The sequence below is a fragment of the Pseudomonadota bacterium genome, assembly GCA_026388275.1.
In the GTDB taxonomy this organism is placed as follows: domain Bacteria; phylum Desulfobacterota; class Syntrophorhabdia; order Syntrophorhabdales; family Syntrophorhabdaceae; genus JAPLKB01.
Genome location: JAPLKB010000003.1, coordinates 1 through 26,374 on the forward strand (window position 1 = coordinate 1; position 26,374 = coordinate 26,374).

At 41.0% G+C, this 26,374-nt stretch carries 26 protein-coding genes; 17 read left to right on the forward strand and 9 right to left on the reverse strand.

Annotated features, from left to right (window positions below):
• Positions 1–402: 402 nt before the first annotated feature.
• From NT010_00310 to NT010_00320, 3 genes are all read right to left on the reverse strand, one after another.
• Positions 403–756 (reverse strand): hypothetical protein, encoded by a 354-nt coding sequence (locus NT010_00310; GenBank protein MCX5804498.1) that lies wholly within the window; start codon positions 754–756, stop codon positions 403–405.
• Between the two features lie 57 nt (positions 757–813).
• Positions 814–1,206 carry a hypothetical protein gene (locus NT010_00315; protein MCX5804499.1) on the reverse strand — a complete coding sequence of 131 codons (393 nt, stop codon included), beginning with the start codon at positions 1,204–1,206 and terminating at the stop codon, positions 814–816.
• A gap of 551 nt (positions 1,207–1,757) precedes the next feature.
• A complete protein-coding gene (locus NT010_00320) occupies positions 1,758–2,264 on the reverse strand; it encodes a hypothetical protein (GenBank protein MCX5804500.1) in 507 nt (168 codons plus the stop codon).
• A gap of 463 nt (positions 2,265–2,727) precedes the next feature.
• Here NT010_00320 and NT010_00325 point away from each other — a divergent pair, with 463 nt between their 5' ends.
• The 10 genes from NT010_00325 to NT010_00370 all read left to right on the forward strand — a co-directional run bounded on the left by NT010_00325 (position 2,728) and on the right by NT010_00370 (position 9,854).
• A complete protein-coding gene (locus tag NT010_00325) occupies positions 2,728–2,955 on the forward strand; it encodes a hypothetical protein (protein ID MCX5804501.1) in 228 nt (75 codons plus the stop codon).
• Positions 2,956–2,999: 44 nt separating this feature from the next.
• Positions 3,000–3,317, forward strand: coding sequence for a holo-ACP synthase (gene acpS / locus NT010_00330; GenBank protein ID MCX5804502.1), 318 nt, complete (start codon positions 3,000–3,002; stop codon positions 3,315–3,317).
• A 15-nt stretch (positions 3,318–3,332) separates the two neighbouring features.
• On the forward strand, positions 3,333–4,907 hold the full coding sequence (locus tag NT010_00335; protein ID MCX5804503.1) for an NAD(P)H-hydrate dehydratase: 1,575 nt from the start codon (positions 3,333–3,335) through the stop codon (positions 4,905–4,907).
• A complete protein-coding gene (tsaE, locus tag NT010_00340; protein ID MCX5804504.1) occupies positions 4,870–5,286 on the forward strand; it encodes a tRNA (adenosine(37)-N6)-threonylcarbamoyltransferase complex ATPase subunit type 1 TsaE in 417 nt (138 codons plus the stop codon). The genes NT010_00335 and tsaE overlap by 38 nt, the downstream gene beginning before the upstream one ends.
• A gap of 52 nt (positions 5,287–5,338) precedes the next feature.
• On the forward strand, positions 5,339–6,577 hold the full coding sequence (locus NT010_00345) for an aspartate kinase (protein MCX5804505.1): 1,239 nt from the start codon (positions 5,339–5,341) through the stop codon (positions 6,575–6,577).
• Positions 6,498–8,132 carry a citramalate synthase gene (gene cimA, locus NT010_00350; protein MCX5804506.1) on the forward strand — a complete coding sequence of 545 codons (1,635 nt, stop codon included), beginning with the start codon at positions 6,498–6,500 and terminating at the stop codon, positions 8,130–8,132. Before NT010_00345 ends, cimA begins: the two co-directional genes overlap by 80 nt.
• A 347-nt stretch (positions 8,133–8,479) precedes the next feature.
• Complete coding sequence (locus NT010_00355; protein ID MCX5804507.1) at positions 8,480–8,665, forward strand: hypothetical protein; 186 nt, start codon at positions 8,480–8,482, stop codon at positions 8,663–8,665.
• Positions 8,666–8,735: 70 nt separating this feature from the next.
• Positions 8,736–9,191: a hypothetical protein gene (locus NT010_00360; GenBank protein MCX5804508.1), complete on the forward strand. Its 456-nt coding sequence runs from the start codon at positions 8,736–8,738 to the stop codon at positions 9,189–9,191.
• 135 nt (positions 9,192–9,326) lie between these two features.
• Positions 9,327–9,680 (forward strand): zinc ribbon domain-containing protein, encoded by a 354-nt coding sequence (locus NT010_00365; protein MCX5804509.1) that lies wholly within the window; start codon positions 9,327–9,329, stop codon positions 9,678–9,680.
• A gap of 15 nt (positions 9,681–9,695) precedes the next feature.
• On the forward strand, positions 9,696–9,854 hold the full coding sequence (locus tag NT010_00370) for a hypothetical protein (protein ID MCX5804510.1): 159 nt from the start codon (positions 9,696–9,698) through the stop codon (positions 9,852–9,854).
• 100 nt (positions 9,855–9,954) lie between these two features.
• Here the strand turns inward: NT010_00370 and NT010_00375 are convergent, their stop codons facing one another.
• The 6 genes from NT010_00375 to NT010_00400 form a co-directional block, all read right to left on the reverse strand.
• Positions 9,955–10,626 carry a PilZ domain-containing protein gene (locus tag NT010_00375; GenBank protein ID MCX5804511.1) on the reverse strand — a complete coding sequence of 224 codons (672 nt, stop codon included), beginning with the start codon at positions 10,624–10,626 and terminating at the stop codon, positions 9,955–9,957.
• A gap of 82 nt (positions 10,627–10,708) precedes the next feature.
• Positions 10,709–11,398: a L,D-transpeptidase family protein gene (locus NT010_00380; GenBank protein MCX5804512.1), complete on the reverse strand. Its 690-nt coding sequence runs from the start codon at positions 11,396–11,398 to the stop codon at positions 10,709–10,711.
• Positions 11,399–11,442: 44 nt separating this feature from the next.
• A complete protein-coding gene (locus NT010_00385; protein ID MCX5804513.1) occupies positions 11,443–13,887 on the reverse strand; it encodes a glycogen/starch/alpha-glucan phosphorylase in 2,445 nt (814 codons plus the stop codon).
• Between the two features lie 98 nt (positions 13,888–13,985).
• Complete coding sequence (locus NT010_00390; GenBank protein MCX5804514.1) at positions 13,986–14,390, reverse strand: carboxymuconolactone decarboxylase family protein; 405 nt, start codon at positions 14,388–14,390, stop codon at positions 13,986–13,988.
• Positions 14,391–14,403: 13 nt separating this feature from the next.
• On the reverse strand, positions 14,404–16,344 hold the full coding sequence (locus NT010_00395) for a SpoIIE family protein phosphatase (protein ID MCX5804515.1): 1,941 nt from the start codon (positions 16,342–16,344) through the stop codon (positions 14,404–14,406).
• Positions 16,331–17,347 (reverse strand): ABC transporter substrate-binding protein, encoded by a 1,017-nt coding sequence (locus NT010_00400; protein MCX5804516.1) that lies wholly within the window; start codon positions 17,345–17,347, stop codon positions 16,331–16,333. The genes NT010_00395 and NT010_00400 overlap by 14 nt, the downstream gene beginning before the upstream one ends.
• 247 nt (positions 17,348–17,594) lie before the next feature.
• On the opposite strand from NT010_00400, the gene NT010_00405 reads away from it, so the two are divergent.
• From NT010_00405 to NT010_00435, 7 genes are all read left to right on the forward strand, one after another.
• Entirely contained in the window at positions 17,595–19,232 is a 1,638-nt protein-coding gene (locus tag NT010_00405) for a methyl-accepting chemotaxis protein (protein ID MCX5804517.1), read from the forward strand.
• Positions 19,233–19,388: 156 nt separating this feature from the next.
• Entirely contained in the window at positions 19,389–20,684 is a 1,296-nt protein-coding gene (locus tag NT010_00410; GenBank protein ID MCX5804518.1) for a nucleoside transporter, read from the forward strand.
• 138 nt (positions 20,685–20,822) lie between these two features.
• The gene (gene pgeF / locus NT010_00415; protein MCX5804519.1) at positions 20,823–21,533 is read left to right on the forward strand and encodes a peptidoglycan editing factor PgeF; all 711 of its coding nucleotides are present in this window, start codon (positions 20,823–20,825) and stop codon (positions 21,531–21,533) included.
• 90 nt (positions 21,534–21,623) lie between these two features.
• A complete protein-coding gene (locus NT010_00420; GenBank protein MCX5804520.1) occupies positions 21,624–23,747 on the forward strand; it encodes an ATP-binding protein in 2,124 nt (707 codons plus the stop codon).
• Between the two features lie 13 nt (positions 23,748–23,760).
• Complete coding sequence (locus tag NT010_00425) at positions 23,761–24,660, forward strand: ParB N-terminal domain-containing protein (protein ID MCX5804521.1); 900 nt, start codon at positions 23,761–23,763, stop codon at positions 24,658–24,660.
• Entirely contained in the window at positions 24,641–25,588 is a 948-nt protein-coding gene (locus NT010_00430; protein MCX5804522.1) for a hypothetical protein, read from the forward strand. The genes NT010_00425 and NT010_00430 overlap by 20 nt, the downstream gene beginning before the upstream one ends.
• Complete coding sequence (locus NT010_00435) at positions 25,585–26,373, forward strand: SDR family NAD(P)-dependent oxidoreductase (GenBank protein MCX5804523.1); 789 nt, start codon at positions 25,585–25,587, stop codon at positions 26,371–26,373. Before NT010_00430 ends, NT010_00435 begins: the two co-directional genes overlap by 4 nt.
• Position 26,374 lies beyond the last annotated feature (1 nt).

Sequence of the window (26,374 nt, forward strand, 5' to 3'; positions counted from 1 at the left end):
GCCGTTATTGCTGCAATGAGAAAATTGCTTCTTATCGCACATGCTGTATATAAGGGTAAAGTACCATATCGTGATGTATGATAAAAAAACTAAAAAAGGAGAGTTTTGGGCTTGACATTAATGACAGTATCTGACCCCTTTATATTTTCTGTTTTCCCTCCAGGATTGGAAGAACTTCGGTCCTGAACAGGAGGGCCCACGAAGTCTCAAGTCGACTGCGCAATGAGGGGGACATCTGCGTTTCTACTCCGAATAGTTTTTGTTGTGGTGATGTTTTCTTATACATGCAATACTTTCACATTGTATACAATTTAATACAATAAATATTTGGGAGTTACTTCTCAGGAATCAGTTTTTAAGGAACGTCCCATCCATATTCGTCACACCGATAAAACATTATTCTTATTTGAAAAGAGGGATATTCTTACCTATTTTTGTAACTTCCAGTTTTTCTTTTCCCACTCTCAAATAATCTCCCTCGCAAAGCTTTCGCTTATTAGGAAATACAAGTTGATGTGGCGCAATCCGTGACAAGTCTATTCTGATTGGGCGAAGGGAAGGATTACCCGATCTCGTTTCCTGATAAGCCACCACGGTATCCACACTTACGAGGCGATCTTGGACTAATTCTCGGTTTACGATTCTTATCATTCCTTCATCGATGTACAACCATTCGCTATTCTTGTCCAGAGGCATACAAGTCGCCCAAAAGACAAAGATACATATTATAGTCTGAACAAACACAGATGGTTTCATTGGTTGTCCTCCCTAAGAACTTGGATGTATCAACGTGGCCTGACATAGACGATATCGCTATATTAGAGTGATAGACAGGTCGACACCATACTTGTTTTTGATCTGATATGACGCGGCACGCATTTGTTTATCTGCTCTTAACAGAGCAACAAATGGATTCGTGATTGGGTACCATTCATCATTATAGAGTATACCTTTTAGTGCTGGAGGAATGCCTGCCGTTGCCAAAGTCATAGAGTATAGGCAATATTTCTCGGCTTCATTCAACCTTCCTATCCTATCTGTCGCACGGTCACGAGGAATTCCCCCACGAACCAATACTTCGAACGCTTTTCTATTGAGATTGTCCTTTTCTGAATCAGTCATGCGTAAGAACATATATTTCGCTATTAAAGCACTTTGAACAGCACCATATTTATCAGTTCCTGTGAGCCAACTTACTATTCCCATAGTTATACCCTCCTTGTTTAATTATTGTTCAAAAAGGCGCTTGATGCATACCTTACTCTTTTAACCTCATTTTATGACTCATCAATACATGGACAACAATTGCCAGTTGAAACAATTGATACTGTTGGAGTTCAGCGGATGCCAAAAGCGAAGCTTTTAGCGTTTCACTGGAATGACCTGTTAGAAATGACCTATGGAGGGTTTTCAATGAAACTCTTGGCAAGACCATTTCCCGTGATATAGGAACTTGGAATTCCAACATATTGTCTCCCTTTTGTTTTCAGCCATTCTTTGGAGGTATCGACCAAACACTGCGATAGCTCCTTTGACTTGGGATATTTCTTACATCGCACGTCAAGTAGAACATGAGGATCACCCGCACGGCGAGCGGGAAGGGAGGTTGCATGAAAACTAAACGTACTAAACTCGACATTCTTCCGCGTCGGGTGCATTCTGTGGTTATGTGGGGTTTGCTCATTTTACTTTTATATTCTTCATATTATTGTTTCTGGCATTTTCCATTATTGGTACATACAAAGCACGGGGCAGCATTAGCGTTTTGTGTTGTTTTGTTTACCCTGTTTGTCTTTGGGTGTTTGTTCGTCTGGTTGCTTTATTGGATTGAGTATATCGGCTTTTGAGATCGAGGGGATTGGCAACTTCACGTTCTCGGTGCCTTGCTTGGCATCTCTCTCGGCTTTGGCCTCATCGTGTTCCTTAATATGGTTCGCTATTATATCCAAGGAGGTTTTTGATTCCAATGGTTTCCACTGAGGCAAAAGCCAACCCAAGAAAATGCCCCCTATCATTGCAAATAGGATTAGGTATTGTGGAAAATTCTGGATTTTTTCTACTCGGCACTTCAACTCGTGATCGAGAAGAATATAGGCGGGTGATTTAATGTCGTCTGCGTTTAAATATTCGGAAAGTTTTTCAGCGATTTCTTTTGTTGACATGCGTTTTCGCTTGGATGCCTTTTGTGTCGGGTCTATTGCTTCATTCCATGCCTTCGTAAATTCTTCATCGTGTTTTTCTTGCTTACTTTTAAAGAAGCGCATGATTACCCCTTATAGTAGTTATTTATTTTCACATAACAATTAACTATACGCCTTTGTTGCAACACATCCCAATGTCTCTTCACTGGCACCATATATCCAGCTCCACGGTCTGGACATATGGCAAAACATAAAATTCCTTTTTATCTATCCTGGAGGTCTCAATACCGTTTTTTGGTTTGCCCATCACACGGGCAAAATGATTGTTGTATAAACATTAAAACACATTGCAAAATCTGAACCGATTGACCCCCGTCATATTGTCACTTTTTTATTTTATTTTCCTGCAATTACAGAAAGTTGTCAAGCAATATTATGACCAAACAATTAAATTGCGATTAATAAATAATAAATATGACTAATGGCTTGACATACTCCTTCGAACATGAAAATTAGAACATTCTTTTTTATTCCGGATTCGCATCAGCGTGAAGGCTGATCGAATCCGGATTGAGTGGGCGACGGCATGGCGGGGATGTTCAGATTTGGATGGGCTGTGAGCTTTGCAGGCCGTAATCGTACTGAACGTACGATGGAGGATCGCAAGGCGAAGCAGACCGCCGAAGATGGACATCCCCGCCATGCCGTCGCCCGACCAAGTGAAAATCTGAAAAGAAATGCATCTACAAATCTTGCATCTGTTAACTTTTTTCCTTTTAAAGATAACTGCGTAATGGTAAAATATCTCCTTTAAAATCAGCACATTTTATGGTAATGTGTTTTCTTGCGGAGTTTACTATGGTTGGTATTGATATAATTGAAGTTATACGAATGAAAAACATAATTGACAGGCACGGCGACAGATTCCTTAATAAGGTATTCACCGATGACGAGATTCGATACGCCGGCAGCAAACACAGGATCTCCGAGTCGCTTGCCGGACGGTTTGCCGCCAAAGAGGCGTTTATAAAAGCTATCGGCAGAAAGGTGCCCTGGAAAAGCATTAACGTTTTGCAGTCCCAGGGGAAACCGTACATCGAATACCTCGGGGAACGATATGATGGGGTAAGTATTTCACATGAACGGGCATATGCAGTATCAGTAGTGGTAATCTGATAAGGGAGTAAATATATGAAAGTGCTGACGCCTGAACGGATGGCAAAATATGATGAGTATGCAATAAAAACCTGGGGCATTCCCTCGGCAGTGCTTATGGAAAATGCAGGCCGTAATATGTACAGACTTATGAAAGAGCGCTACCTTGAGGGTAAACACCGCATTGCTATTTTCTGCGGAAGAGGAAATAACGGCGGTGACGGTTTTGTAATCGCCCGGTATGCACTTGAAGCCGGCTATAATGTCAGAGTTTTTATTCTTTGTAAAAAAAAGGATCTTCAAAGCGATGCTGCTTTAAATATGGGATTATACGCATCAATAGGCGGAAACATTGTTGAGATAGATGATACATTTGCCCTGGTAAAAAGAGGCATACAACATGCCGATATTATTATAGATGCAATTTTCGGAACAGGGCTTTCAAAGCCGGTAACAGGCAGGGAAAAAGCAGTCATAGAACAAATCAACGAATCGGGCAAGCCTGTCATAGCCGTTGATATCCCGTCAGGTATTGACGGAAAGACCGGTGCTCCTCTTGGATGTGCAGTCAGGGCAATTCATACATTCACATTCGCTTACCCGAAAATAGGACAGATACTTTACCCGGGCGCATATCATACCGGCAAATTAACAATAATCGACATATCAATACCATCCTTTATAGAGAAAAAAATAGGCTTTGACGGATATATTATTGACGGAGCAATGTTAAAAAATGCACTGAAAGAAAGAAATCCCTGGTCACACAAAGGAACTTACGGTCATGCAGTTGTAATCGCCGGCTCTCCTGGAAAGACAGGCGCAGCGCATATGGCTTCAATGGCTGCCTTAAAGATAGGTGCAGGCCTTGTCACGCTTATTATTCCTGAAAGCTTGAATAACATAATGGAAGTCAAACTTACAGAGGTAATGACATACCCTGTGGCAGATAATGGTACCGGATGTTTTGCACTCTCTTCCTATGACCGGATAAAAGCTTTTGTGGAAGACAAGGATGTAATAATCATTGGTCCCGGACTTTCTCAGAATCAGGAAACAATGGAGCTTGTAAGAAAACTCTATGTGAATATAGATAAGCCCTTTATCGTTGATGCCGACGGGATAAACGCCTTTCAGGGTTATGTTGGCATTATAGGCAAGGCAAAAAGAAATGCTGTGTTTACCCCTCATCCAGGCGAGCTTGCACGCCTTACCGGGCTTTCAACAAAGGAGATAAATGAGGATAGAATCGGAGCCGGCAGGCAATTCGTCAAAGAAACAGGGATTAACCTTGTTTTAAAGGGCGCCCGGACAGTTGTCTTCAGCGCCACCGGCGACATTTTTATAAATCCTACAGGAAATCCGGCTCTGGCAAAAGGCGGGAGCGGAGACATATTGACCGGCTTCATCGGGGGATGTGCTTCACAGGGTTGTTCCCTTGTGGAATCTTCCATTGCAGGCGTATACCTCCACGGTTATCTGGCAGATGACTGGGTTGTGGCTAGTACGGATATGGACCTCATTGCAGGCGACCTCCTTGCCGGTCTGGGTAAGGCCATACAGGATATACGGGATGGAAGAGAAAGAGTTTATATCGAAAAGTCCCTCTGATACATGGGATATAGGAGAGATACTCGGGAAAATTGCAAAAAAAGGTGACCTCTATACGCTCTACGGTGAGCTTGGCGCAGGAAAGACCCAACTTGTAAAAGGTGTGGCAAGGGGCATCGGGGTAAAAGACTGGCAGTACGTAGTAAGCCCCTCCTTTACAATTATGAATATTTACGAGGGGAACCTTAACCTTTGCCATGTAGACCTTTACAGGATTGATGGGAATGAAGTTGAGGGTTTTGCACTGGAAGAGTTTCTTCAAGAGGGTATAGTTGTGGTAGAATGGGCACAAAGAGCATCATGGCAGGATGGAGTAATCAGGGTAAAAATTGAAGTAGTAAGTGAGGAAGAAAGAAGAATTACAGTAAACAGACCATGAAAGGTTTTGTGTATAGAATAATCTGCGATTGCGAAAGATGGAGGAGGTGTAAATGCTTGTCGTACAAAAGTATGGAGGAACATCAGTTGCAGACATTGAAAGAATAAGTAATGTAGCCAAACGTGTTATTAAATACCGGAAGGAAGGCAACGATATTGTTGTTGTTGTTTCAGCTATGTCCGGTGAAACTGACAAATTGCTCAATCTGGCGAGCAGTATAAGCAAAAACCCTGATGAAAGGGAAGTCGATGTATTAATTTCCACAGGCGAGCAGGTGACATCAGCTCTTCTTGCCATTACATTGAAAGAAATGCTATGCGATGCTGTTTCAATACTCGGCCACCAGGTAAAAATAGTAACAGACTCAAGCTATACCAAGGCAAGGATATCTCGTATTGAAAAGGATCTGATCATGTCTGAGATAGGCAAGGGGAAAGTTATTGTTGTCCCCGGCTTTCAGGGAGTTGATGAAAATGGCAACATTACAACGCTCGGCAGAGGAGGCTCGGATACATCGGCAGTAGCTCTGGCTGCAGCACTGAATGCCGATTTGTGTGAAATTTATACGGATGTTGACGGTGTATACACAACAGACCCGAATATATGCGACCGCGCGAGAAGACTTGACAGGGTATCCTATGAAGAGATGCTTGAGATGGCAAGTCTTGGAGCCAAGGTACTGCAGATAAGATCTGTTGAATTTGCCATGAGATACAATGTGCCAATTCTTGTAAAGTCTTCCTTCACAGACGGTGAGGGAACATTAGTATGTAAGGAGGTGTCGGACATGGAAAAAATGGAAGTTACAGGTGTTACTCATAACAAGAACGAAGTAAAAATAACTGTGAGCAAGGTGCCGGATATGCCGGGAGTAGCATCAAAGGTATTCACCGCCCTCTCTGATGCAAACGTTGTTGTTGATGTGATAGTTCAGAACGTAAGCCGGGATAATTGTACAGACATTACCTTTACGGTTGCAAAGGCCGATGGAAGAAAAGCCTTTAAGCTTATGGAAGAGGTGGCAACAAAAATCGGCGCAGAAAAGGTATCGCTCGACGAAGATATAGCCAAGGTGTCCATTATCGGGCTTGGTATGAGGTCTCACGCCGGGATAGCATCGAAAATGTTCTCTGTCCTTGCAAAAGAGGGAATAAATATTGAGGCAATAACAACATCGGAGATCAAGATCTCCTGTGTAGTAGAAGGGAAATATGGAGAACTCGCTGTGCGGGCTCTTCATAAAGCATTCGGGCTTGATTCCGAACCGGTGGAGGAAAAGCTTGAGGGTTGAATTCTACGATACCACATTACGCGACGGGGCACAGTCGGAAGATATAGCATTCTCTCTGAATGACAAACTCAGGATTTCCGAGAAGCTTGACGAATTCGGGATGCACTATATTGAAGGAGGTTGGCCGGGATCAAACCCTAAAGACCTTCAATACTTCAAAGAGGTTAAGAAGCTTCATCTTAAGAATTCTAAAATAGTAGCCTTCAGCAGTACAATGAAACTCCATTCAGACCCTGACGAAGATGAGATTATAAAGGCTATACTCGATGCAGACACTAAATATGTGACGATAGTCGGGAAAAGCTGGGATCTTCACGTAAAGGATGCACTCAAAGTTACTCTTGATACAAACCTTAAGATGATTGATAAAACAATAAAATATCTGAAAAAGCACGGCAAAACTGTCTTCTTTGATGCAGAGCATTTTTTTGATGGTTACAAAAAAAACAACGTGTATGCAAAAAAGGTCATTAAAACTGCGGAATATGCCGGAGCCGATGCAATTGTCCTGTGTGATACAAACGGCGGGAGTATGCCTTATGAAATTTACGACACAGTCCTGAAGGTACGGAAGACAACGGATATACAACTTGGCATTCATACCCATAACGACACTGAAATGGCTGTTGCAAATACATTGATGGCAGTTAAAGCAGGGTGTTCACATATCCAGGGCACAATCAACGGATATGGAGAACGTTGCGGAAATGCAAACCTCTGTTCTATCATCCCTAACATTATCCTGAAAATGAATCATACAGGGATTCCAAGGGAGAAAGTTACACATTTGAGGGATTTGAGTCTATATGTTGATGAAATGGCAAATTTTAAACCGGATAAACACAAACCCTATGTCGGCAATAGCGCCTTTGCACATAAGGGAGGTATCCATGTCAGCGCAATACGGAAAAATGCCGAAACGTATGAACATATAAAACCGGAGTTGGTAGGCAATACACAGAGAGTCCTTATATCTGATCTTTCCGGAGAAAGCAGCATCCTGTATAAAGCAAAAGAATTTAACATCGATATTGAAAAAGACAGGAAACTGGTCAAAGACGTGGTAAAGAAGGTAAAAGACCTTGAGATGTACGGATATAAATTCGAAGGAGCAGAAGGCTCGCTTGAGCTTCTTATGAAAAAGGCCCTTGGTATTCACAAGAAGTTTTTTGACCTTATCGGTTTTAAGGTAATAATTGACAAAAAGGAAAAGGGGCACCCAGTTTCCGAGGCGACCATCATGGTAAAAGTCGGCGACAGGATAGAACATACTGCAGCACTTGGTAAAGGCCCTGTAAATGCTCTTGATGCTGCTTTGAGGAAAGCATTGTATAAGTTTTATCCCGTACTGAAGGAAATGGAACTGATAGATTATAAGGTAAGGGTATTAACAACACAAAATGGAACCGGCGCAGTAACAAGGGTGCTTATAGAAAGCAGTGACGGGAAACGTACCTGGAGCACCGTTGGTGTATCGGAAAACATTATTGAAGCAAGCTGGCGAGCACTTGTGGACAGCATTGATTATAAACTGCTCATAGATGCTAACGAGTAAGTTCGAGGCACCTGTTTGCCCGAGGGACGAAGGACGTTCAGTCGCTTATGCTCCTTCGGACGCAGGACGTGAAAGCTTTTACGTCCGAGCGTAAGCGGACGTCCCAGCGAACGTAAGTGAGCGAACATCCCACGTTCATACAGGAAGTAAGGAGGGGGTAATATAAGCCCCTTGGTATTGTCAATAGTTGCATGAAAAATTGGTTCGCAAAATGAATATATACAAGCCTCTATAAGACAAAATAAGGGGGAGGCAGAAAATAAAATTGAAAATGAAGAAACTCACCCCCTTCTTTATTCCGGATTCACATAAGCGTATATGTGAATCCGGTTTGAGTGGGCAGCGGCATGTCGGGGATTTTGCAGATGTGGATGGGCTGTGAGATTTGCAGGCCGCAGACGTACTCAATGTACGTCGGAGGATCGCAAGGCGAAGCAGACCGCCGCAGATCAATATCCATCGCAAGGCGAAGCAGACCGCCGCAGATCAATATCCCCGAACATGCTGATGACCGACCAAGAGAAAAGAACTAAAAATACTCAAGAAACAAAACAATATTATGAAAACTTTTGACATAACCAGCCCCTTTAAAAGGAGGAAACGATGAAGAGACTTCTCGATATCCATGATGCAACAAAAGAACTGAACATACTGCGAGCCCTTGAGAACTATAAAAGCCCTTTCGAGATTGTAGGAACATACAGGCTGATTGATGACGGTATCAGGCCTGAAGCAACGGTTATTATAAAAGCAAATAAAAAGCAGATGCATGAAGCTTCAACCGGTGTGGGGCCGGTAGATGCTTTGGCAAATGTATTAAAAATATCACTGTCATCGGTTTTCCCTGCAATCCAGGGCATTAAACTTGTAGATTTTGCTTCAAGAATCCACGACTCAAGATCCGGGACATCTGCAAAGGTTGAAGTTTCCATTATTTTTACCGATGGCAAGGATATCTGGAGCGTCGCGGCAGTTTCCGATAACATCAACAAGGCATCCTTTATGGCACTTATAGACGGGTTTGAATATGCGATCATGTCAAAAAGCAATAATGAATAAAAACCAGTTTCATGTTACAGATTGATGGTTTAAACATCAGCAGAAGAAACATTACCTTGACGATCAGCAATGCAAGAGTTATATTAATACCCGAGTTTTAAAGTATTTTTTTTGGGAGTTTGGAGGTAAATAATCATGCCGATATATGAGTATGAGTGTACAGACTGTGGTAAAAGATTCGAAATATTTCAGAGGATCACAGATAAACCATTATCTAAGTGTAAATTTTGCAAGGGTCCACTCAGTAAACTTATTTCAAGCTGTTCCTTTCGCCTTAAAGGTACAGGCTGGTATGCAACTGATTACAAGAAACCCGTTGATGCTGTAGGGAAAAAGGCAAGCTCAGGAAATGGCGAGGATCATGCCGACACAGTAGAAACAGCTTCAGCAGCTTCAACTGATACAAAGTCTGATGCAAAGTCTGACACAAAATCTGATGCAAAAACTGATACAAAAACCGTGACAAAAACCGAAAGTGCAAGTGCATAACGTTGATGGAGGAAGATGATGAACGTAGGAGATAAAGTAAAGTTTACTTTTGCAAAAAAAACGATGGAAGGACAGGTAGATAAAATATTTGCAAAAGCTGTCTACATAAAAGCCGACTTCCCGAAAGATAAAGGGAAAACAATCAAAAGAAAGATAAAAGATATAAAATCATAGTCGATTTACAGCTCACCATTATTGGTTCACAATAAAAACCTCTGTTTTTAATATAGACTGTGAATAGTGAGTTGATCCTTATGATTTCAAGTAAATATAGCTATAGGATCTCTTTTGAACGCAATTCTCTCTGAATATCGAATATTTTCTTCCCCAGCATATTTTTGAATTGCATGCTTGTATTAATAAACTCTAATGCAACAAATTCCAGGCTTTTAACCCTGGTTTGTTCTTTAGGCTCCCAGGTCCTGATAACAGTAGCGTTTAGATCAAAAACAGTGCCGTCAATAGAAAGTTTTATCTCAATTATTCTCCCTGGTTCAAGTTTTAACTCCCTGTTATGGCTTATTTTTGCTCCACCAATAGAAATATCGATTAGATTAACAGGTTTCCTGTAAATAGATATATCAATACCATTGTTGCTTGTAGAGTCAATCCTGAAAAAGAATCTTAGATTATACGGTTGGGGATTAGCTTTTTTCAAAAGGATAACGGCCGGAGTCTTGTTATCGGCCGATAACTCATAATCATTGGTCAAATTAATGATATTTGCATCAAAACCATAACGCACATCTTCTTTGTTTTCTTTTACAATGTAAGTGAGAACAACAGATTTATTGATCCTGCTTTTCAAAACAGGCGGTTCGGTTTGTGCTATTATCAATTTGTTTTCAATAATATCGAAAATAATAGAATTTCTCACATCACTGATTTCTTTGATGTTATCTGTGTTCATTACAATTTTGACTGGCAGCCCTGGTCTTATGTCCATAATATTATGTTTATTATTAATTACATTTTTACGGAATGGAAACAATAAAAAAATATCTATATATTAAATGAAAGATTCCTGATTATTTCTTTAACATATCTTTTAATGTATCTACAATTCCCATCATAACAATGGGTTTTCGGGACGGATCCAGCCAGTCAAGAATAGATATGATAGTTTCTTCAGACATGGCGATACATCCTGATGTTGGTTTTCTCTTCCCTCTCCAGATATGAAGAAAAATAGCGCTTCCAAGACCTCTTACAACAGGATTTGCATTATACGCTATGACAATTCCATATTTGTACATACTGTCCTTTCTTCTCATATCTTCAAAGGAAGCTGCCTTTGTATGCCCTCTTTTTACTAATTTGTTATAGTCAACTGAATCGGGATCATCTACCCAGACATCGTCTTCTGTTGTCTGAAAATAACGCATTTTTGTATGCATTTCCGGTAAATAACCAAAGGCATATTCCAAGGCGTAGACACCGGAGGGAGTTCTGCCATCCCCTTCCCTCTTTATATCCGGCAATGCAAAACCGTTCCTGCCGATTGATGCATCAATCGGCTTAAGCATTAAATCCCACCGATTGTTACGCCTTTCAAAGGGGTATATTTTAGCTGAAAACAATTCAGGATTATTGCCTACAATTAAGAGTATCTGGTCCGACTCTCCTGCCTTTCTTTCGAAAAGAGTCTTCATCCAGGGCAAAACAGCGGCTTCATTGGTTTTTTCATGGGCAGCGGCAACTGTGGCAAATCCGGACATAAATAATGCAGAGAAAATAGTTGTTAAGAAAACAAGTAAAAGATTCACGTTTCACTGGGAGATGGTGCCGGCAGGACATGCCAGATATGTTCCGCATATTCACGTATAGCTCTGTCGCTTGAGAACTTACCTGAACGTGCAACATTCAGAATGGCCATTTTTGTCCATCGCGCTTCATCCCTATAGGCTTTGCTCACCTCATCCTGACATTGGATATATGATGCATAATCGGCCAGAACAAAATACGTGTCATGCTCTAAAAGCGGATTAATAACCGGGTGAAACAATTGAGGCATATCCGGCGAAAAATATCCCCCCTGAATCTGATCTATAACCTTTTTAAGTTCCAGGTTTTCTTCATAGTATTGACGTGGATTATAGGAGGAGCGCATCGCCACAAGCTCTTCTGTATTGTGCCCGAAGAGAAAGAAATTATCCTTCCCTACTTCTTCCCTGATCTCAACATTAGCCCCGTCAAGGGTTCCGATGGTCAGGGCACCGTTTAAGGTAAATTTCATATTGCCTGTTCCTGATGCCTCATATCCTGCAGTAGAAATCTGCTCGGATAGCTCTGCTGCGGGCATGATTCTCTGGGCAAGGCTAACATCATAATTGGGGACAAAAATGACACGTAATTTGTCGCTCACTACCGGATCGGCTTCACATGCAGCACTTACGTTGTGAATAAGCTTGATAATCAGCTTACAGATAAAATATCCGGGTGCAGATTTACCCGCAAATAGCACAATTCTGGGTGAAAACTTTTTGTCTATTTTCCCTTCCTTTATTCTGTTAAAGATGGTGATAACATGCAAAATATTTAAAAGCTGTCTCTTATACTCGTGGAATCTTTTTATTTGACAGTCAAGAAAAAAATCCGGAGAGAGGGACAACCAGAATGCTTTATAAAGATAATCGTTCAAAGCTCCTTTGTTCAAACTTTTTATCCGGCTGAATTGCTTACAAAAGGTTTTATCGTCAGCAAAGGGTTCCAGTCTTTTCAACTCCTCAAGGTTTTTTAACCACTCCTCTCCTATTGCCTCGGTAATAAGACCTGAAAGGAGCGGATTAGATTCAAGAAGCCAGCGTCTCTGAGTAATGCCATTCGTTACATTCCGGAATTTCTCGGGTGTTATTTCACAAAAGTCCTTCAATAAGTCCTGTTTCAAAATGTCTGTATGGAGCGCTGACACGCCATTAACAGTGTGGCTGCCTACAACTGCGAGGCGTGCCATATGTATAACCCTCTCGCCATTGCCTGTAATAATGCTCGTTTTGCCCTTTCGTTCCGGTTCATCAGGAAACTGTTCTGAAACCTGAATAAGAAACCTTCTGTTAATCTCCTCTATAATCTGAAAGTGTCGGGGAAGAAGGTGGGCAAAAAGACCCTCGTACCAGGTCTCAAGCGCCTCAGGCAAAACCGTATGGTTTGTATAACCAAAGGTTCTTTTAGTTATAGCCCATGCATCATCCCAATAAATCCTGTCCTCATCAACAAGTATTCTCATCAGTTCGGCTATTGCAATCGAAGGATGCGTATCGTTGAGCTGTACGGCAACTTTATCGGGAAATTCCTTATAACTCTTATGGAATTTTTTATACCTCCTGATAATGTCTTTTAAGGTAGCGCTCACAAAAAAATACTGCTGTTTCAGTCTCAGTTCCTTGCCTGCTGCATACTGGTCACTGGGATAAAGCACTTTAGAAATGCTTTCGCTGTGACTTTTATCCTGAACAGCGCCAACGTAATCGCCGCTGTTAAAATACTCAAGGTTAAAATCTCTACTGGACTTTGCCGACCATAACCGTAGCGTATTTACCGTTTCATTCCGAAACCCCGGGACAGGATAATCGTAAGCCATAGCCATAACCTCTTCTCCACCCACCCATTTCATGCTGAACTTTCCGTTTGAGCTTGTACGAGTCTCAATTTCACCATAAAAATGAACCGGGTAGAGGAGTTCAGGTCGCGGCAGTTCCCATGGATTGCCGTATCTTAGCCAGTTATCAGGAGCTTCTACCTGAAAACCGTCTTTGATCCTTTGAAAAAATATGCCGTACTCATAGCGAATGCCGTAGCCGTATGCAGGATATTGAAGCGTGGCAAGGGAATCCAGATAACAGGCGGCAAGCCTTCCCAAGCCGCCATTGCCCAACCCGGCATCCCATTCATTCTCAAAAATATCTTCATAGGCAATCCCCAGGACATCCACGGCCTGTGAATATTCGTCAGACAAACCGAGATTGAGAATATAATTCCGTAACAGTCTGCCAAGAAGAAACTCGAGGGACAGATAATATACCCTTTTTGCATCAATATCGTAATATCTTTGCTGGGTTGTAATCCACCGTTCTACAAGCAGGTCACGGACGGAAAGGACAAGAGAATCGAATTTATCCCGTGAAGTGGCAGAGTACATATCCTTTGCAAGACCATAGGTAAGATTATTCAAAAGCGACTCGCGCAATGCTTCACTGTCTTTTTTCAATCAAACCCCCTTATTTATCATTTTAATATAAGAGATTATAATACCATGTTAGGGACATTGATACAAAAAAGTGTACGCCCTAACTTCCCGCAAATATTTCATATAGAACTCTTGAAGGCCTCCCATTCACCTCTTTCTTTCAACACTTCCCGATACACTTCCAGGGCATCATTCACTTTCGGCATCCCACCATAGGTGGCAAGCTGAAATATAGCTTCTGCAAGCTTTCTCGGATCGCAGCCCACATTCAAAGCACCGTTCAAATGGAGCTTCAATTCTTTTGTTGCCCCAAGGGCAGCAAGTATGGCACAGGCAACCAACTGTCTTTCGGGCAGAGTAAATACTGTCCTGGAATATAGGTTCCCTGTTATGAACATTGAGAGATCATTGGCAAGATCTTTGTCAAATTCCTTCCACATCAGGTATGGCGGGTCCATTTTTATGCCTTTACCAAAAAGCTTTTTTGCAGTTTCCTGTGTCTTTTTTCTTATTTCGTCATCCATGATTCATATCCTCCTATTCTTTTTTTACGTTTCCTTTATATTGAATTACCATCATAGTTATATCATCTGATTGAGGCATGTCTTGAACAAAATATTCTATTTCTTCCATTATTCCATCTATAATATCCTTTATAGATTCTTCCTTTAATCTTATAATCCCCTGCTCAAGCCTTTTATCCGAGAAAAATTCGCCATTTTTGTTCATAGCCTCGTTAACACCATCCGTATAGAGATATATGCTGTCGCCTGGCTCCAAGGTAAGCTTATCTATCGTGTACTTCGCATCATCTATAACACCCACAACAATCCCGCCGGTGCTTTTGATCATGCTTACCTCGCCTGTTTTCCTGATAATCAGGGGAGGATTATGCCCCCCGTTTGTATATTCCATTTCTCCGTTGCAAACATTCAAGATAGCACAAAATATTGTTACAAACATATTCGTATCATTGCCTACACACAATTCTTCATTAACCCTTGAAATAATTCGATCCGGAGTAAGTCCCACAGTAGCCTTTGACTTAATAAGCGTCTTTGTGACAGCCATGAAAAGGGAAGCAGGAATGCCCTTTCCTGAAACATCGGCAATAACAAAACAGAGGTGATCATGGTCTATCTGAAAGAAATCATAAAAATCACCGCCCACCTCTTTTGCCGGCCGTATCATTGCATAGATATCAAATTCCATCCTATCCGGGAATGGAGGGAACATCTTGGGAAGTATACTCATCTGTATATCATGCGCAACTTTTAATTCACTCTCCATCCTTTCCTTTAACGCAGTGGTCTCGGTAAGTTCTTCAATATAAGCCTTCAGCGATGTTTTCATATACCCGAATGCCTCTGTAAGCCTTCCGACTTCATCGCCCGATGTTACAACCGGCAACTCTATATCAAGATTGCCTGAGCCTATCCCTTCCGTTGCCTTCGCCATTGCCCTGAGCGGTCCTGTAATTGAGCGGGCAATATAGACTGTTGCTACAGCAAGAAGAAATATACCGCTAACCCCAAGAAAAAAAACTATTTTATTAAGCCTGACAATGTCTTCCATCAACTCATCCTGCGGAAAAAGAACAGCAAGAGACCAGCCGTTCGATTCGATCGGGACGTGCGTCATCCAGCACTCCTTACCGGTTAGAACACTGCTGGCCATAAAAGGGGTAAGACTTGATTCGCCTTTTATCATTCTTCGTCCTATTTCCCTTAAGCCTTTTTTATCGCGAGCCTCTGCAATAGAAAAAATAGTTTCATTCATGATCAGCTCTTTCATCGGATGAGTAACATACGTACCATTTTTTGAGATCAAAAACCCATATCCGGTCTTGAGAATCTTTATGGAAGATACAATTTCTCTTAATTTTTCGATAGATACCTCAACAACGACAACACCGGCAAGCTGTCTCCTGCCATCGGTGTTTTTATAGAAAGGGACTCCATATGAACACATCAGAATACCTCTGCTATCATCAAAATAGGGCTCTGTCCATTCAGGCCTTTGCAACTCTTTCGGTATCTGGTACCAATCCCGGAAGAAGTAATTGTAATGTTTATCGAGATGTTTAAAACTGATTCCGCCTTCTTCCTTAAAAAAACATGGAGCGAAATATTCGGCATCTTTTTTAAAGGCATAAGGTTCAAAAGCTATAGTAATTCCGTATATTTCAGGGTTTTTCTTCGCAACAGTATAGAGAAGCTGGTAAAGTTCCGATTCATTATATGAACTGTTTTCAAGAAAATAGGATATATTCTCCGGGATTTTTTGGGCCGAAGCAAGGACAGCCTCAATCTTGTTTTTTGATGCGAGAATAAGGTTCTTTGAATTTTCTCCAATACCTCTCTCAATTATCTGTCTGGAAACATAATGATTATAACCAAAGATCGGCGTAAAAATACATATGCTGCTAAGCGTAAAAAGGAGAACAAGTTTGAATGCAATACCTTTATTTTTTAGCATGGCCTGTAAAATCAACAAAGAAATCATCGAAAGCGGGCGCCTTTTTTATAATACCGTTTTCTTTAAGCACTTTGCATACTCTTATAAAATCAGATTCTGTAAGTATACCTGTGGGGAGCAAACTGCCGTCATCAGGCAGTATAAGGTCCCTCATTCTCTCAAGCATCCATTTCTGATGAACTCTGTTCACAGGGACGTTTGCTGTGGACATATATTTTAATACAATATCCAATGCTTCATCTGGATGTCCAAAGGAATAAAACCAGCCTTCCAAAGAAGCTTTCACAAAAGCATGAACAAGTTCCGGATCTTCTTTTAAAGTACTATCAAGTGTATAAATACCATCTTCAGGAAAATTCAATTCATGTTCATAAAAAAAGAAGGTTGTCAGTTCTTCAGGATTAAGACCTGCGTTGATTATAGTATGATATTCGTTATACCACATAGCGGATGCGACATCGACACCATCCCTGAGAAAAAGATTTACAGAATATGATTGGGGGACAATGATTGCCTTCAAATTATACTTTTTTAAAAAAGCTAACGGCTGTAATTGAAAATCAGTTCTCCAAAGCCCTATTTTCTTGCCATTTATATCTTCCGGTCTGAAAATACCCCTTGCCTTCTTGGCAATGAGCATGAGCGCCGAACGCTGGATGATTTGGCCCACATTGACAAGTTTTATCCCCTGCGAGTGTTTTTGGATTGCAGCCGATAGCCATGCGGTTGCAAAATTCACTTCTCCCCTGCTCAGCAGATCCAGTGAAGGCCTGTTTGGCCCTCCTTGCAATATATTAAGGGCAATACCATGTTTTTTGTAAAAACCTTTTTCAAAGGCAACAAAATATCCGGCAAATTGTGACTGAGGACTCCAATGGGGTATAAAGGTCACCCTTTTAAGGTTCTCCTGAGCATTTACTGTCACGGAAACGCAGAGAATAAAAATTACAAAAGAGAGGCAACGACATGCAGAGATAAATTTGACCATTTCTGAAATATACATATTATCCCGATAAAAATAAAGGGATTATTGTATACCCTCACAAGTAGTATCCAGGGGAAAAATAAAAACAAAATATATTAAAGTTAGTCCTGCTGTTGCCGATAAGAAGGATAACAGACATCATAGGGAGATAGCATAAGAATGTCCTCTTTTATTTTTTTCAGCTTTTTTCTTTTAATATTAGTCACAAAAACATTATTCAATAATTTTAATCTTAATAAATATCCTGCGCGAAGGGAGGAGTTCCATGAAACTGTTTACAGACGTTAAAATAGGTAAAAGGCTTGCAATAGGTTTTGGTATAACTCTTGGCCTGATGTTAATCAATGTGGTAATAGGCGTGGTTTCCATTAACGGCATAAACGATAAGCTTGAGCGGATGATCACAATTAATGCAGCCAAGATAATGCATGCCAATGATATCAGAACCACACTCGCCGATATAACATACCTTGTAGGGGAAATAGTAACTTCTCAGGAAAGCAATACCAGGGAAGAGGCAAAGAAACAGATTGAAGAGAAAAAGGCTAACTATAAAAAGGCTATGGAAGGACTTGAAAAACTGGAGATAAACGAGGAAGGGAAAAATCTCATCACAAAGCTTAAGGAAGAGGTTGCGCTTGGCAGGGAGACCAACAATAGCGCCATTGAACTCGGTATGTCAGGAAATACAAAAGAGGCAACCGAAAAGTATGAAGCACTGATACGCTTCGCTCAGTCCTATATTAAAGCCGCTGAAGCTGTCGTTCAGTATAATGAAGGCAGCCTCCAATATAGATACAATGAAGCAAGAAAAAACACTTCAGCAACACGTCTTGCTTTTATAATTATAGGCATTATAAACATCTGTATCGGTATGTTTTTCTCCCGTTCCATTACAAAGAGCATTGCCATACCGATCTTACGCTCTTCCAGTCACATTGACTTGATAGCAAAAGGCGATTTTTCAATAAATGTGAATGAAAATGCGCTTCAGAGGAAGGATGAAATGGGTATCTTTGCCAGATCCATAGATACCATGAATAAAAATCTGGGACAAATCATCAAGGATATAACAATATCGGCTACCAATGTGGCATCCTCAAGCACACAATTAACCGCATCAGCCGAAAAACTGTCAAAAGGCGCTATGGACCAGGTTGAAAGGGCTACTCAGGTTGCAACCGCCTCCACCGAGATGAACCAGTCTTCGGAAGATATCGCCAGAAACTCAAACCAAATAGCGGAGGCGGCAAACGAGACCGTTAATATATCAAAACAGGGACAAGTGGTCGTCGACAAAGCAATCCAGGAAGTGAATATAATCGCGGAAACCGTGGAGGCTGCATCAGGATTTGTAAAAGAACTGGGAAACCAATCACTGAGAATCGGGGACATTATAACGGTCATTGAAGAGATCGCAGACCAGACCAATCTTCTTGCCCTCAATGCAGCAATCGAAGCAGCCCGTGCCGGGGAACAGGGGAGAGGTTTTGCGGTAGTTGCCGATGAAGTAAAAAAGCTTGCGGAAAGGACTTCTGCTTCCACTACTGAAATAGCCGGCATGATAAGAACAATCAGGGGAGGCGTGGAAAGGACCGTTGAAACAATGGAAAAAGCAAAAGATAATGTTGTCACAGGGGTCCAGTACTCTTCACAGGCCCAGACAGCGCTGCAGGATATTACAACAAGCATTGACGGACTGTATGGCGGCATTCATCAAATAGCAAGCGCCATAGAAGAAATGAGCGCTACCACAGATGAAATCACCCAGGATATGAATCAGATTTCAAGTGTCACAAAGGATACATTCTCTTCATCGGAGGAAATATCCGAAGCAGCTGCAGGACTATCTAAACTTGCAAGAAACCTTGAAAATGAAGTTCGGAATTTTAAAGTTAAGTAAAAGAATTAAATAAAACTGCAAGGCAAACCAGACAACCCCATCTACCGGACGGGGTTGTCTCGCTTCAACCAATTATTATTTTAAAATTTCATTGTCTCTTTCATTATTTATTGCTATCCTAACGGGGTATTTTAGTAAGGGGGTTTGAGTATACAAATGGGTATTTATAACCTTATATCCTTCCTGGGGATTTTCTTTTTTATCGGTTTTTTATACCTCTTTTCTAAAAACAAGAAACGTGTCAGCATAAAAGTCCTGATTTGGGGCATTCTGCTTCAAGCTCTCTTCGCTTTTTTTATCTTTCTCGTCCCTATAGGGAAAAAGATTTTTTTCTTTATGAATGATCTGACGATGGTGGTTGTAGACAGTTCATTGGGTGGTGTAAAATTTCTCTTTGGAAGACTTGCCCAGCCTCCGGGAACAGAAGGTTCCCTCGGTTTCATCCTTGCATTTCAGGCCCTTCCCTCCATCATCTTTTTTGCCGGTTTAATGGAACTTCTTTACTACATAGGAATTATGGAAAAGGTAATAGGTGTATTTGCCCGTATATTTGCAAAGGTAATGGGTATCAGCGGCGCAGAGTCGCTATGCGCATCTGCTCAGATATTTCTCGGCATAGAATCCAACCTTACGGTACGTCCTTACCTCAGGGAAATGACACATTCGGAGCTGATGGTCGTCATGACAACCGGTATGGCCACAATAGCCTCCAGCGTGCTCGGCTTTTATGTAATCATACTGTCCGGCACCTTTCCAACAGTAGCCGGGCATCTTATCTCCGCATCTTTGCTGCTGGCTCCGGCTGCAATACTTGTAAGCAAGCTTATATTTCCGGAAACCGAAAAACCTCTTACACTGGGTAAGGTAGTCAAGGTGGAATATGAGAAAGCAGGAAACGCCATTGAAGCAATCATTAACGGTTCCATGACAGGCGTGAAAATGGTTGTAGCAATATGCGCGTTGCTTATCGCTTTCATCGGGCTCATATCTCTTATTGACGCAGGCCTGTTATACATAGGAAAGTTCATAAATATCCTGTTAAAGACAAGTGTAGATTTGTCTCTTACCAATACGCTGAAGTATATTTTTTATCCCTTCACTCTTGCCATGGGCGTACCTTATGAAGATGTACCTGCAATAGCGCGTATAATAGGTGAAAGGATCATAGCAACAGAGGTAAAGTCCTATCAGGACCTTGCCATCCTGATAAAAGAGGGAAAGATAGTGCACGAACGGAGTATTGTTATCGCAACCTATGCGCTTTGCGGATTTGCACATATCCCGTCACTTGCCATCTTTGTAGGCGGGACATCGAGCATTATACCTGAGAGGACAAAAGAGATATCTATTCTCGGGCTATGGGCGCTTTTCGCCGCGAACGTGGCCTGCTTCATAACCGGCGCAATAGCCGGCATATTTTACACCGGCGGAGGGACTACCCTCTTAAGGTGATAAACCGCTACGTCGTAAGCATCAGGTACTGCAAACTCTCATTATGCGTATACGAAGGCATTGTTTCCCACCCACAAAAATAGTATATTGACTGCAAAGCTGAAATAGCTGATAAGATAAACTGACCACAGGAAATTCATGCAATTTGAACTTAAAACTACAGGCAATTGGTCTTACTATTATCTTCCTGAACTTGAAAAGGCGCATATAAATCATGGCTTTTTTACAAGGAATTCGCCATCTCATACCCTGGCAGGTAAAGAAAAAGAGGTTTTTCTGGAAACCTTCAGTTTAAGTGATACGATCATCATGAATCAGGAACACGGCGACAGGGTGCATGTTGTAAAGTACGGTGAAAAGCCTGCATCAGGAGACGGCATCATACTTATCGAAAAAGGCGTGGCAGGCATCATCAAAACGGCTGATTGCCTTCCCGTCATTATCACAGAACCAGGTTATCCCATGGCATCCATAATCCATGCAGGCTGGCGGGGCACTTTAAAGAAAATCGTGCAAAAAGCTGTCCGTGCAATGACAGAACTCGGTGCAGAAAAAAAGCACATGACAGCAGTTATGGGGCCGCATATCAATTCATGTTGTTATGAAATCGGGTGGGATGTTTATACAGCTTTCCAAAAGGCCGGGTTTTCAGCGGATATATTTCATAAAACCGGGGGGTCCCTTTTTCTCGATATAGGCCAGGCAAACAAGGAAATATTCAAGGATGAGGGCATTAAAAATATATTCGATATTCACATGTGCACTTTTTGCAATAAAGATTTTTTTCATTCATACCGCAGGGGTGAAACTGAAAAAAGACAGATAAACTTTGTTTCCTTAATGAAATAAAGTATAATTAGTTGCCATCCGGAAACCCCGGATGGCAACTAAGTTAGCATACTCTTTAGCTATACACCTTGGATTGTAAACAAGTTTAATATGAAATATAAAAAAGAAATATTATTTGCATCCCTCATATTATTAGTCTTCGGGTTCTTCTTTTACCTTGAAATGCAGCTTCCCTTCTTTAAAAAATTCCTACCAATAGAGGAAAACAAATTAATCGTCATTATACTGAATATCAACCTGCTCCTTATCCTTCTCCTGCTCTTTATTGTCACACGGACTCTGGTAAAAACATATATTGAAAAAAAGCGCGGTATCTGGGGATCAGGCCTGAAAACCAAACTGACCCTCACGTTTCTGATTGTCTCTATAATCCCGTCATTTGCGCTCTTCATCCTTGCAACAGGTTTTTTTCATATAAGCATGGATAAGTGGTTCAGCCAGAAGATCGAGGATACGCTTGATAGCGCGCTTGAGCTGTCACAGTATTATTATGACAACATGTTCCAGCAATTTGAAATAACGGGAAAAACTCTCGCAGCAACCATAGGTAAGCAAAAACTTTTAAGCGATGAGGAGAAACTCGATAAAACACTTAAAAACAATTTAAAAACAAAGCATATCAAGTACTATTCAATACACGATCTTCATGGAAAAGTAATAAGAAGTAATCTGGACGGGGAAATTGATGAGAAGCTCTCAGATAAAGCAAATTCATACACTAAAGACAACCCTGTCAGGGAGATAATCCCCTTAAAAGAGGGGGAGCTTATTATGATTGGCACAAAAATTAACGATGAATACGGCAATTCCCAGGCCATGCTTTTTATAGGCAGCACAATAAAAATACACGGCACATACAGGATCAAAGAGATCACATCTACCCAAAAAGAGTTTAAAGAATCAAGAGCGTTAAAGAAATTGCTGAAATACAGTTTTTACATACCCCTTTCGATAATAACAATACTGACAATCTTTTTGTCTGTGTGGGTCGGGATAAAAATGGCAACGGAAATCACTACCCCTATAGAAAAAATGAAAGAAGGGGCGGCAATCATCGCAAAGGGAAAATTTGACATTAACCTTGAAGACAGAGGCAAGGATGAAATAGGCACCCTTGTAGGCGCATTCAACAGCATGGCAAGGGAGTTAAAGATTGCCAAGGATGAGGTTGAAGCAAAGAAAAAATATATGGAAGTAATCCTTGACAACGTTGCTACAGGCATTATTTCAACAGATAAAACCGGCGGTATTCAACTTATAAACAACTCAGCCCAGGGCATTCTTGGAATTGAAAAAGAAACGTTGCCAGGCACACCCTTCAGGCAGATTTTCCCTGATGAATTCAAAAAACATATGAAATCATTTTTGAGGGAGGCAAGGGATGCAAGCGGCGGGAGCATCACTAAAGATATGAGGCTTAATCTTCAAAACGATATTAAATACATACGGGCTTCTCTCACAACTTTAAAAGATGAAGCAAGTAAAACCAAAGGGTTTATCATAACATTTGATGACGTCACATACGTTGTAAGAGCTGAAAAGCTTGCTACATGGAGAGAAGTGGCAAAAAAACTTACTCATGAGATAAAGAATCCTTTAACTCCCATTGTCCTTTCAGCCGAACGCATCCGGAGAAGATTACTCTCCAATTTTAAAGGCGATGACAGGGAAATACTCGATGAAACGACTTCCATCATAATTAAATCGGTTGATGACATAAAGGGCATAGTAAACGAGCTTACCAAACTAACACACATCTCTCAAACAAAAGCTTTAGAAGATATAAACTCCATTGTAGAAGAAACCATCTCTCTCTACAGGAACCTTTATTATAATATTGGTTTTGAATTCAACCAGACAGTAGTTCCCAAATCCAGAGTAGACCGGGACGGCGTTAAAAGGGCAATCATAAACCTGATAACCAATTCAGCAAAAGCGATAGGCAACAGGCCTGGCACGATTGTAATTACAACAAAATATGACGAAAATAAGGGAATGGCCGTTTTAGAGGTAGCTGATAACGGCTCAGGAATTCCCGAAGAAGATAAGAAAAGGATATTTGACCCTTATTTTACTACAGACAAACACGGCATGGGCTTAGGGCTTGCGATTGTCCATTCTATCATTCTCGAGCATCACGGCAGGATACGTGTAGAAAACAATATGCCTGAAGGCACGAGATTTATCATCGAACTGCCGATTATGGAGACTTAAAAACACTTAAGCTATGAAAACTACAGACATTGACCATATAAACATAAACGACAGAAGGTTCTGCATTTCATACCCCACACAGGATGATACCCTGTTTTCATCTATTAAAAAAGTCGGGATTATCCAACCTGTAATGCTTCTTGATACGACGCCTTACATTGTTATAAACGGGTTTAAAAGGGTCTTATCGGCAATACAGGCCGGTTTTACAAAAATTCCTTCTGTAATTATTAATATCAGTGAAAAAGACGCTTTACTTTATGCCATTCACGACAACATAAAACGAGGGTTGAATCTTGTTGAAAAGGCTCACGGTATTGAGAGGATGCTTCATGCAGGATTTTCATTGGCTGAAATTCATGAAACAATGATACTGTTATCCCTTGATCCGCATGAAAAAATCCTTGAAAGGCTTACTGCCGTTGCCAACATGGAAGACACCTTTAAAGCATTCACAATCAAAAAAAACCTCGCGATGAAGCAGGTTGAAATGCTGATGCGTTTCAACACTGAAGAGCGGACAAGCATTATTGATATGCTTACTGCAATACACACAACTGAAAGCTTTATAAGAGAAATCCTCGAATTGCTCAATCTCGTGAAGATAAAAAAAGGTAGTATTGATTTTAATTCGTTAAAAGATGGAACTGAAACACAGGAACTGAAAAAAAGACTGAAAAATATCACGAACCCGATCCTTGTATCTCTTGAAGAAGAATTGAAGCAAATAAAGCTCCAATGTGCACTCCCCCCTGATATTGACATAAAGGTAGACCCTTTTTTTGAAAAAGGATATATTGATATTGTAATCAGGGCAAAAACAGAAGATAAAGCAAAAGATGCTATTGAAAAGCTCAACAATATCTTAGACAGAGGATTTATAAGGAATATACTTGATCTTACAAAAGGTTAATTTTACAGAGGCAAAAGGCAATATTGTAAGGGATTGTCCGGGTACAAAATATCACATATGCTGTGGATACAAAACGATTGACCTCATTGAAGGCTGTGTAATGTCCTGCTCATATTGTATTTTGAAGGCCTATATAAATACCCCTTATATAAAAATCAATAAAGATATCCCTTATATCATATCCCAGATCAAGATAGCGATTAATGCTGAAACAGATCACATATTAAGATTCGGCACGGGCGAGTTATCCGACAGCCTTGCTCTTGACCATAAGCTTGGGCTCAACCGTCCCCTCATTGAATTTTTCGGCGAAACGAAAAAGGCTCTCCTTGAATTAAAATCAAAATGGGCATACATCACGCACCTTGTTCCATACCTGAACCCTTATACGGTTATCTCCTTTTCGCTGGCGCCACAAAATATAATCAACAAAGAGGAGAAGCGGACAAGCCCTCTTTACAAAAGGCTGCGGGCGGCAAGAAAGGCTCAGGAACTGGGGTGCTTTGTTGGACTCCACTTTGATCCTGTCATCATCTATGAAGGATTCGAAAAAGATTATGAATACCTCATAAATGACATAGGCAGGATACTTGACCTGAAGAAGGTTATATGGGTCAGCATGGGGCTGCTCCGTTTCCCTCCGAAACTCCTTGACCGCTTCATCGAAGAAGGGAGGACAAACCTGCTCTACGGCGAGTTTATACGGGGTGAAGACGGAAAATACAGGTATATAAAACAAGAGAGAATAAAAGTGTACCGGATGCTTTATGATCTTTTGAAGGACAAAGAGGAAGATCTTTTTGTCTACCTGTGCATGGAGAGGGATGATGTATGGAAAAAAGTAACAGGCCTGAACATAGAGGATAACGAAGCCCTTATAGGACTTTTTGATAAGAGGATAAAAAAACTATTCGGAGGTAATATATGAATTTCAAAGATAAAGTTGTATTTATTACAGGCGGCGCAAAGGGCCTTGGAAAGGCAATGGCAAAGGCTTTCCTTGAAGAGGGCGCTTTTGTGGGAGTAAACGGAAGAAATAAAGAGTCTGTCGCAAAGTTTGAAGAAGAGTTTAAAGACAAACAGACGATGGCCTTTAATGCGGATATTACAAACTATGATGAGATGGAAGGTATAGCTGAAAAGGTTTTTGAAACGTGGGGTAGAATTGATGTATTGATAAATAACGCAGGTATTGTCAATCCCCTTGTAATATCAGAAAAGATGAAAAAAGATGATTTCGACAGGACAATTGATGTAAATCTGAAAGGCACTTTCTATGTGACTCAGATCTTCGGCAGAAAAATGATAGAGCAGAAACAGGGAAGAATTCTATTTATTGCATCACAGGTTGCACTTTTAGGGGAAAAGGGCTTCCTGCCTTATGCCATCAGCAAGTCTGCCCTAATGTTAATGGCAAGATCCCTTGCCTATGAATGGTCAAAATACGGCGTTACTACTTGTGCAGTAGCACCGGGTTTTATGAAAGGCGGCATGAACGAGGGTTTGATAAAAAAAGAAGCTTTTGTGGACCACCTCTCGAAAAGGACACCCATCGGCAGAATGGGCAATGTAGAAGAACTTGTATCTTTAGTACTTTTTCTTGCTTCAGACAATGCCCGATATGTAAACGGAGAGACTATAACAATGGATGGCGGTATGACCGGCTACACACAGGAATCTCTTTTGGATTTCATTATGAAGAAAGGCAGATAAG

Coding starts and splice junctions, on each gene's coding strand:
- cimA (MCX5804506.1), top strand. CDS start 6,498: ATGGAGAACTCGCTGTGCGGGCTCTTCATAAAGCATTCGGGCTTGATT.
- NT010_00405 (MCX5804517.1), top strand. CDS start 17,595: ATGAAACTGTTTACAGACGTTAAAATAGGTAAAAGGCTTGCAATAGGT.
- pgeF (MCX5804519.1), top strand. CDS start 20,823: ATGCAATTTGAACTTAAAACTACAGGCAATTGGTCTTACTATTATCTT.
- NT010_00360 (MCX5804508.1), top strand. CDS start 8,736: ATGAAGAGACTTCTCGATATCCATGATGCAACAAAAGAACTGAACATA.
- NT010_00335 (MCX5804503.1), top strand. CDS start 3,333: ATGAAAGTGCTGACGCCTGAACGGATGGCAAAATATGATGAGTATGCA.
- NT010_00370 (MCX5804510.1), top strand. CDS start 9,696: ATGATGAACGTAGGAGATAAAGTAAAGTTTACTTTTGCAAAAAAAACG.
- NT010_00420 (MCX5804520.1), top strand. CDS start 21,624: ATGAAATATAAAAAAGAAATATTATTTGCATCCCTCATATTATTAGTC.
- NT010_00400 (MCX5804516.1), bottom strand. CDS start 17,347: ATGTATATTTCAGAAATGGTCAAATTTATCTCTGCATGTCGTTGCCTC.
- tsaE (MCX5804504.1), top strand. CDS start 4,870: ATGGAAGAGAAAGAGTTTATATCGAAAAGTCCCTCTGATACATGGGAT.
- NT010_00345 (MCX5804505.1), top strand. CDS start 5,339: ATGCTTGTCGTACAAAAGTATGGAGGAACATCAGTTGCAGACATTGAA.
- NT010_00365 (MCX5804509.1), top strand. CDS start 9,327: ATGCCGATATATGAGTATGAGTGTACAGACTGTGGTAAAAGATTCGAA.
- NT010_00325 (MCX5804501.1), top strand. CDS start 2,728: ATGGCGGGGATGTTCAGATTTGGATGGGCTGTGAGCTTTGCAGGCCGT.
- NT010_00375 (MCX5804511.1), bottom strand. CDS start 10,626: ATGGACATAAGACCAGGGCTGCCAGTCAAAATTGTAATGAACACAGAT.
- NT010_00310 (MCX5804498.1), bottom strand. CDS start 756: ATGAAACCATCTGTGTTTGTTCAGACTATAATATGTATCTTTGTCTTT.
- NT010_00380 (MCX5804512.1), bottom strand. CDS start 11,398: ATGTCCGGATTTGCCACAGTTGCCGCTGCCCATGAAAAAACCAATGAA.
- NT010_00390 (MCX5804514.1), bottom strand. CDS start 14,390: ATGGATGACGAAATAAGAAAAAAGACACAGGAAACTGCAAAAAAGCTT.
- NT010_00315 (MCX5804499.1), bottom strand. CDS start 1,206: ATGGGAATAGTAAGTTGGCTCACAGGAACTGATAAATATGGTGCTGTT.
- acpS (MCX5804502.1), top strand. CDS start 3,000: ATGGTTGGTATTGATATAATTGAAGTTATACGAATGAAAAACATAATT.
- NT010_00410 (MCX5804518.1), top strand. CDS start 19,389: ATGGGTATTTATAACCTTATATCCTTCCTGGGGATTTTCTTTTTTATC.
- NT010_00425 (MCX5804521.1), top strand. CDS start 23,761: ATGAAAACTACAGACATTGACCATATAAACATAAACGACAGAAGGTTC.
- NT010_00395 (MCX5804515.1), bottom strand. CDS start 16,344: ATGCTAAAAAATAAAGGTATTGCATTCAAACTTGTTCTCCTTTTTACG.
- NT010_00355 (MCX5804507.1), top strand. CDS start 8,480: ATGTCGGGGATTTTGCAGATGTGGATGGGCTGTGAGATTTGCAGGCCG.
- NT010_00435 (MCX5804523.1), top strand. CDS start 25,585: ATGAATTTCAAAGATAAAGTTGTATTTATTACAGGCGGCGCAAAGGGC.
- NT010_00320 (MCX5804500.1), bottom strand. CDS start 2,264: ATGCGCTTCTTTAAAAGTAAGCAAGAAAAACACGATGAAGAATTTACG.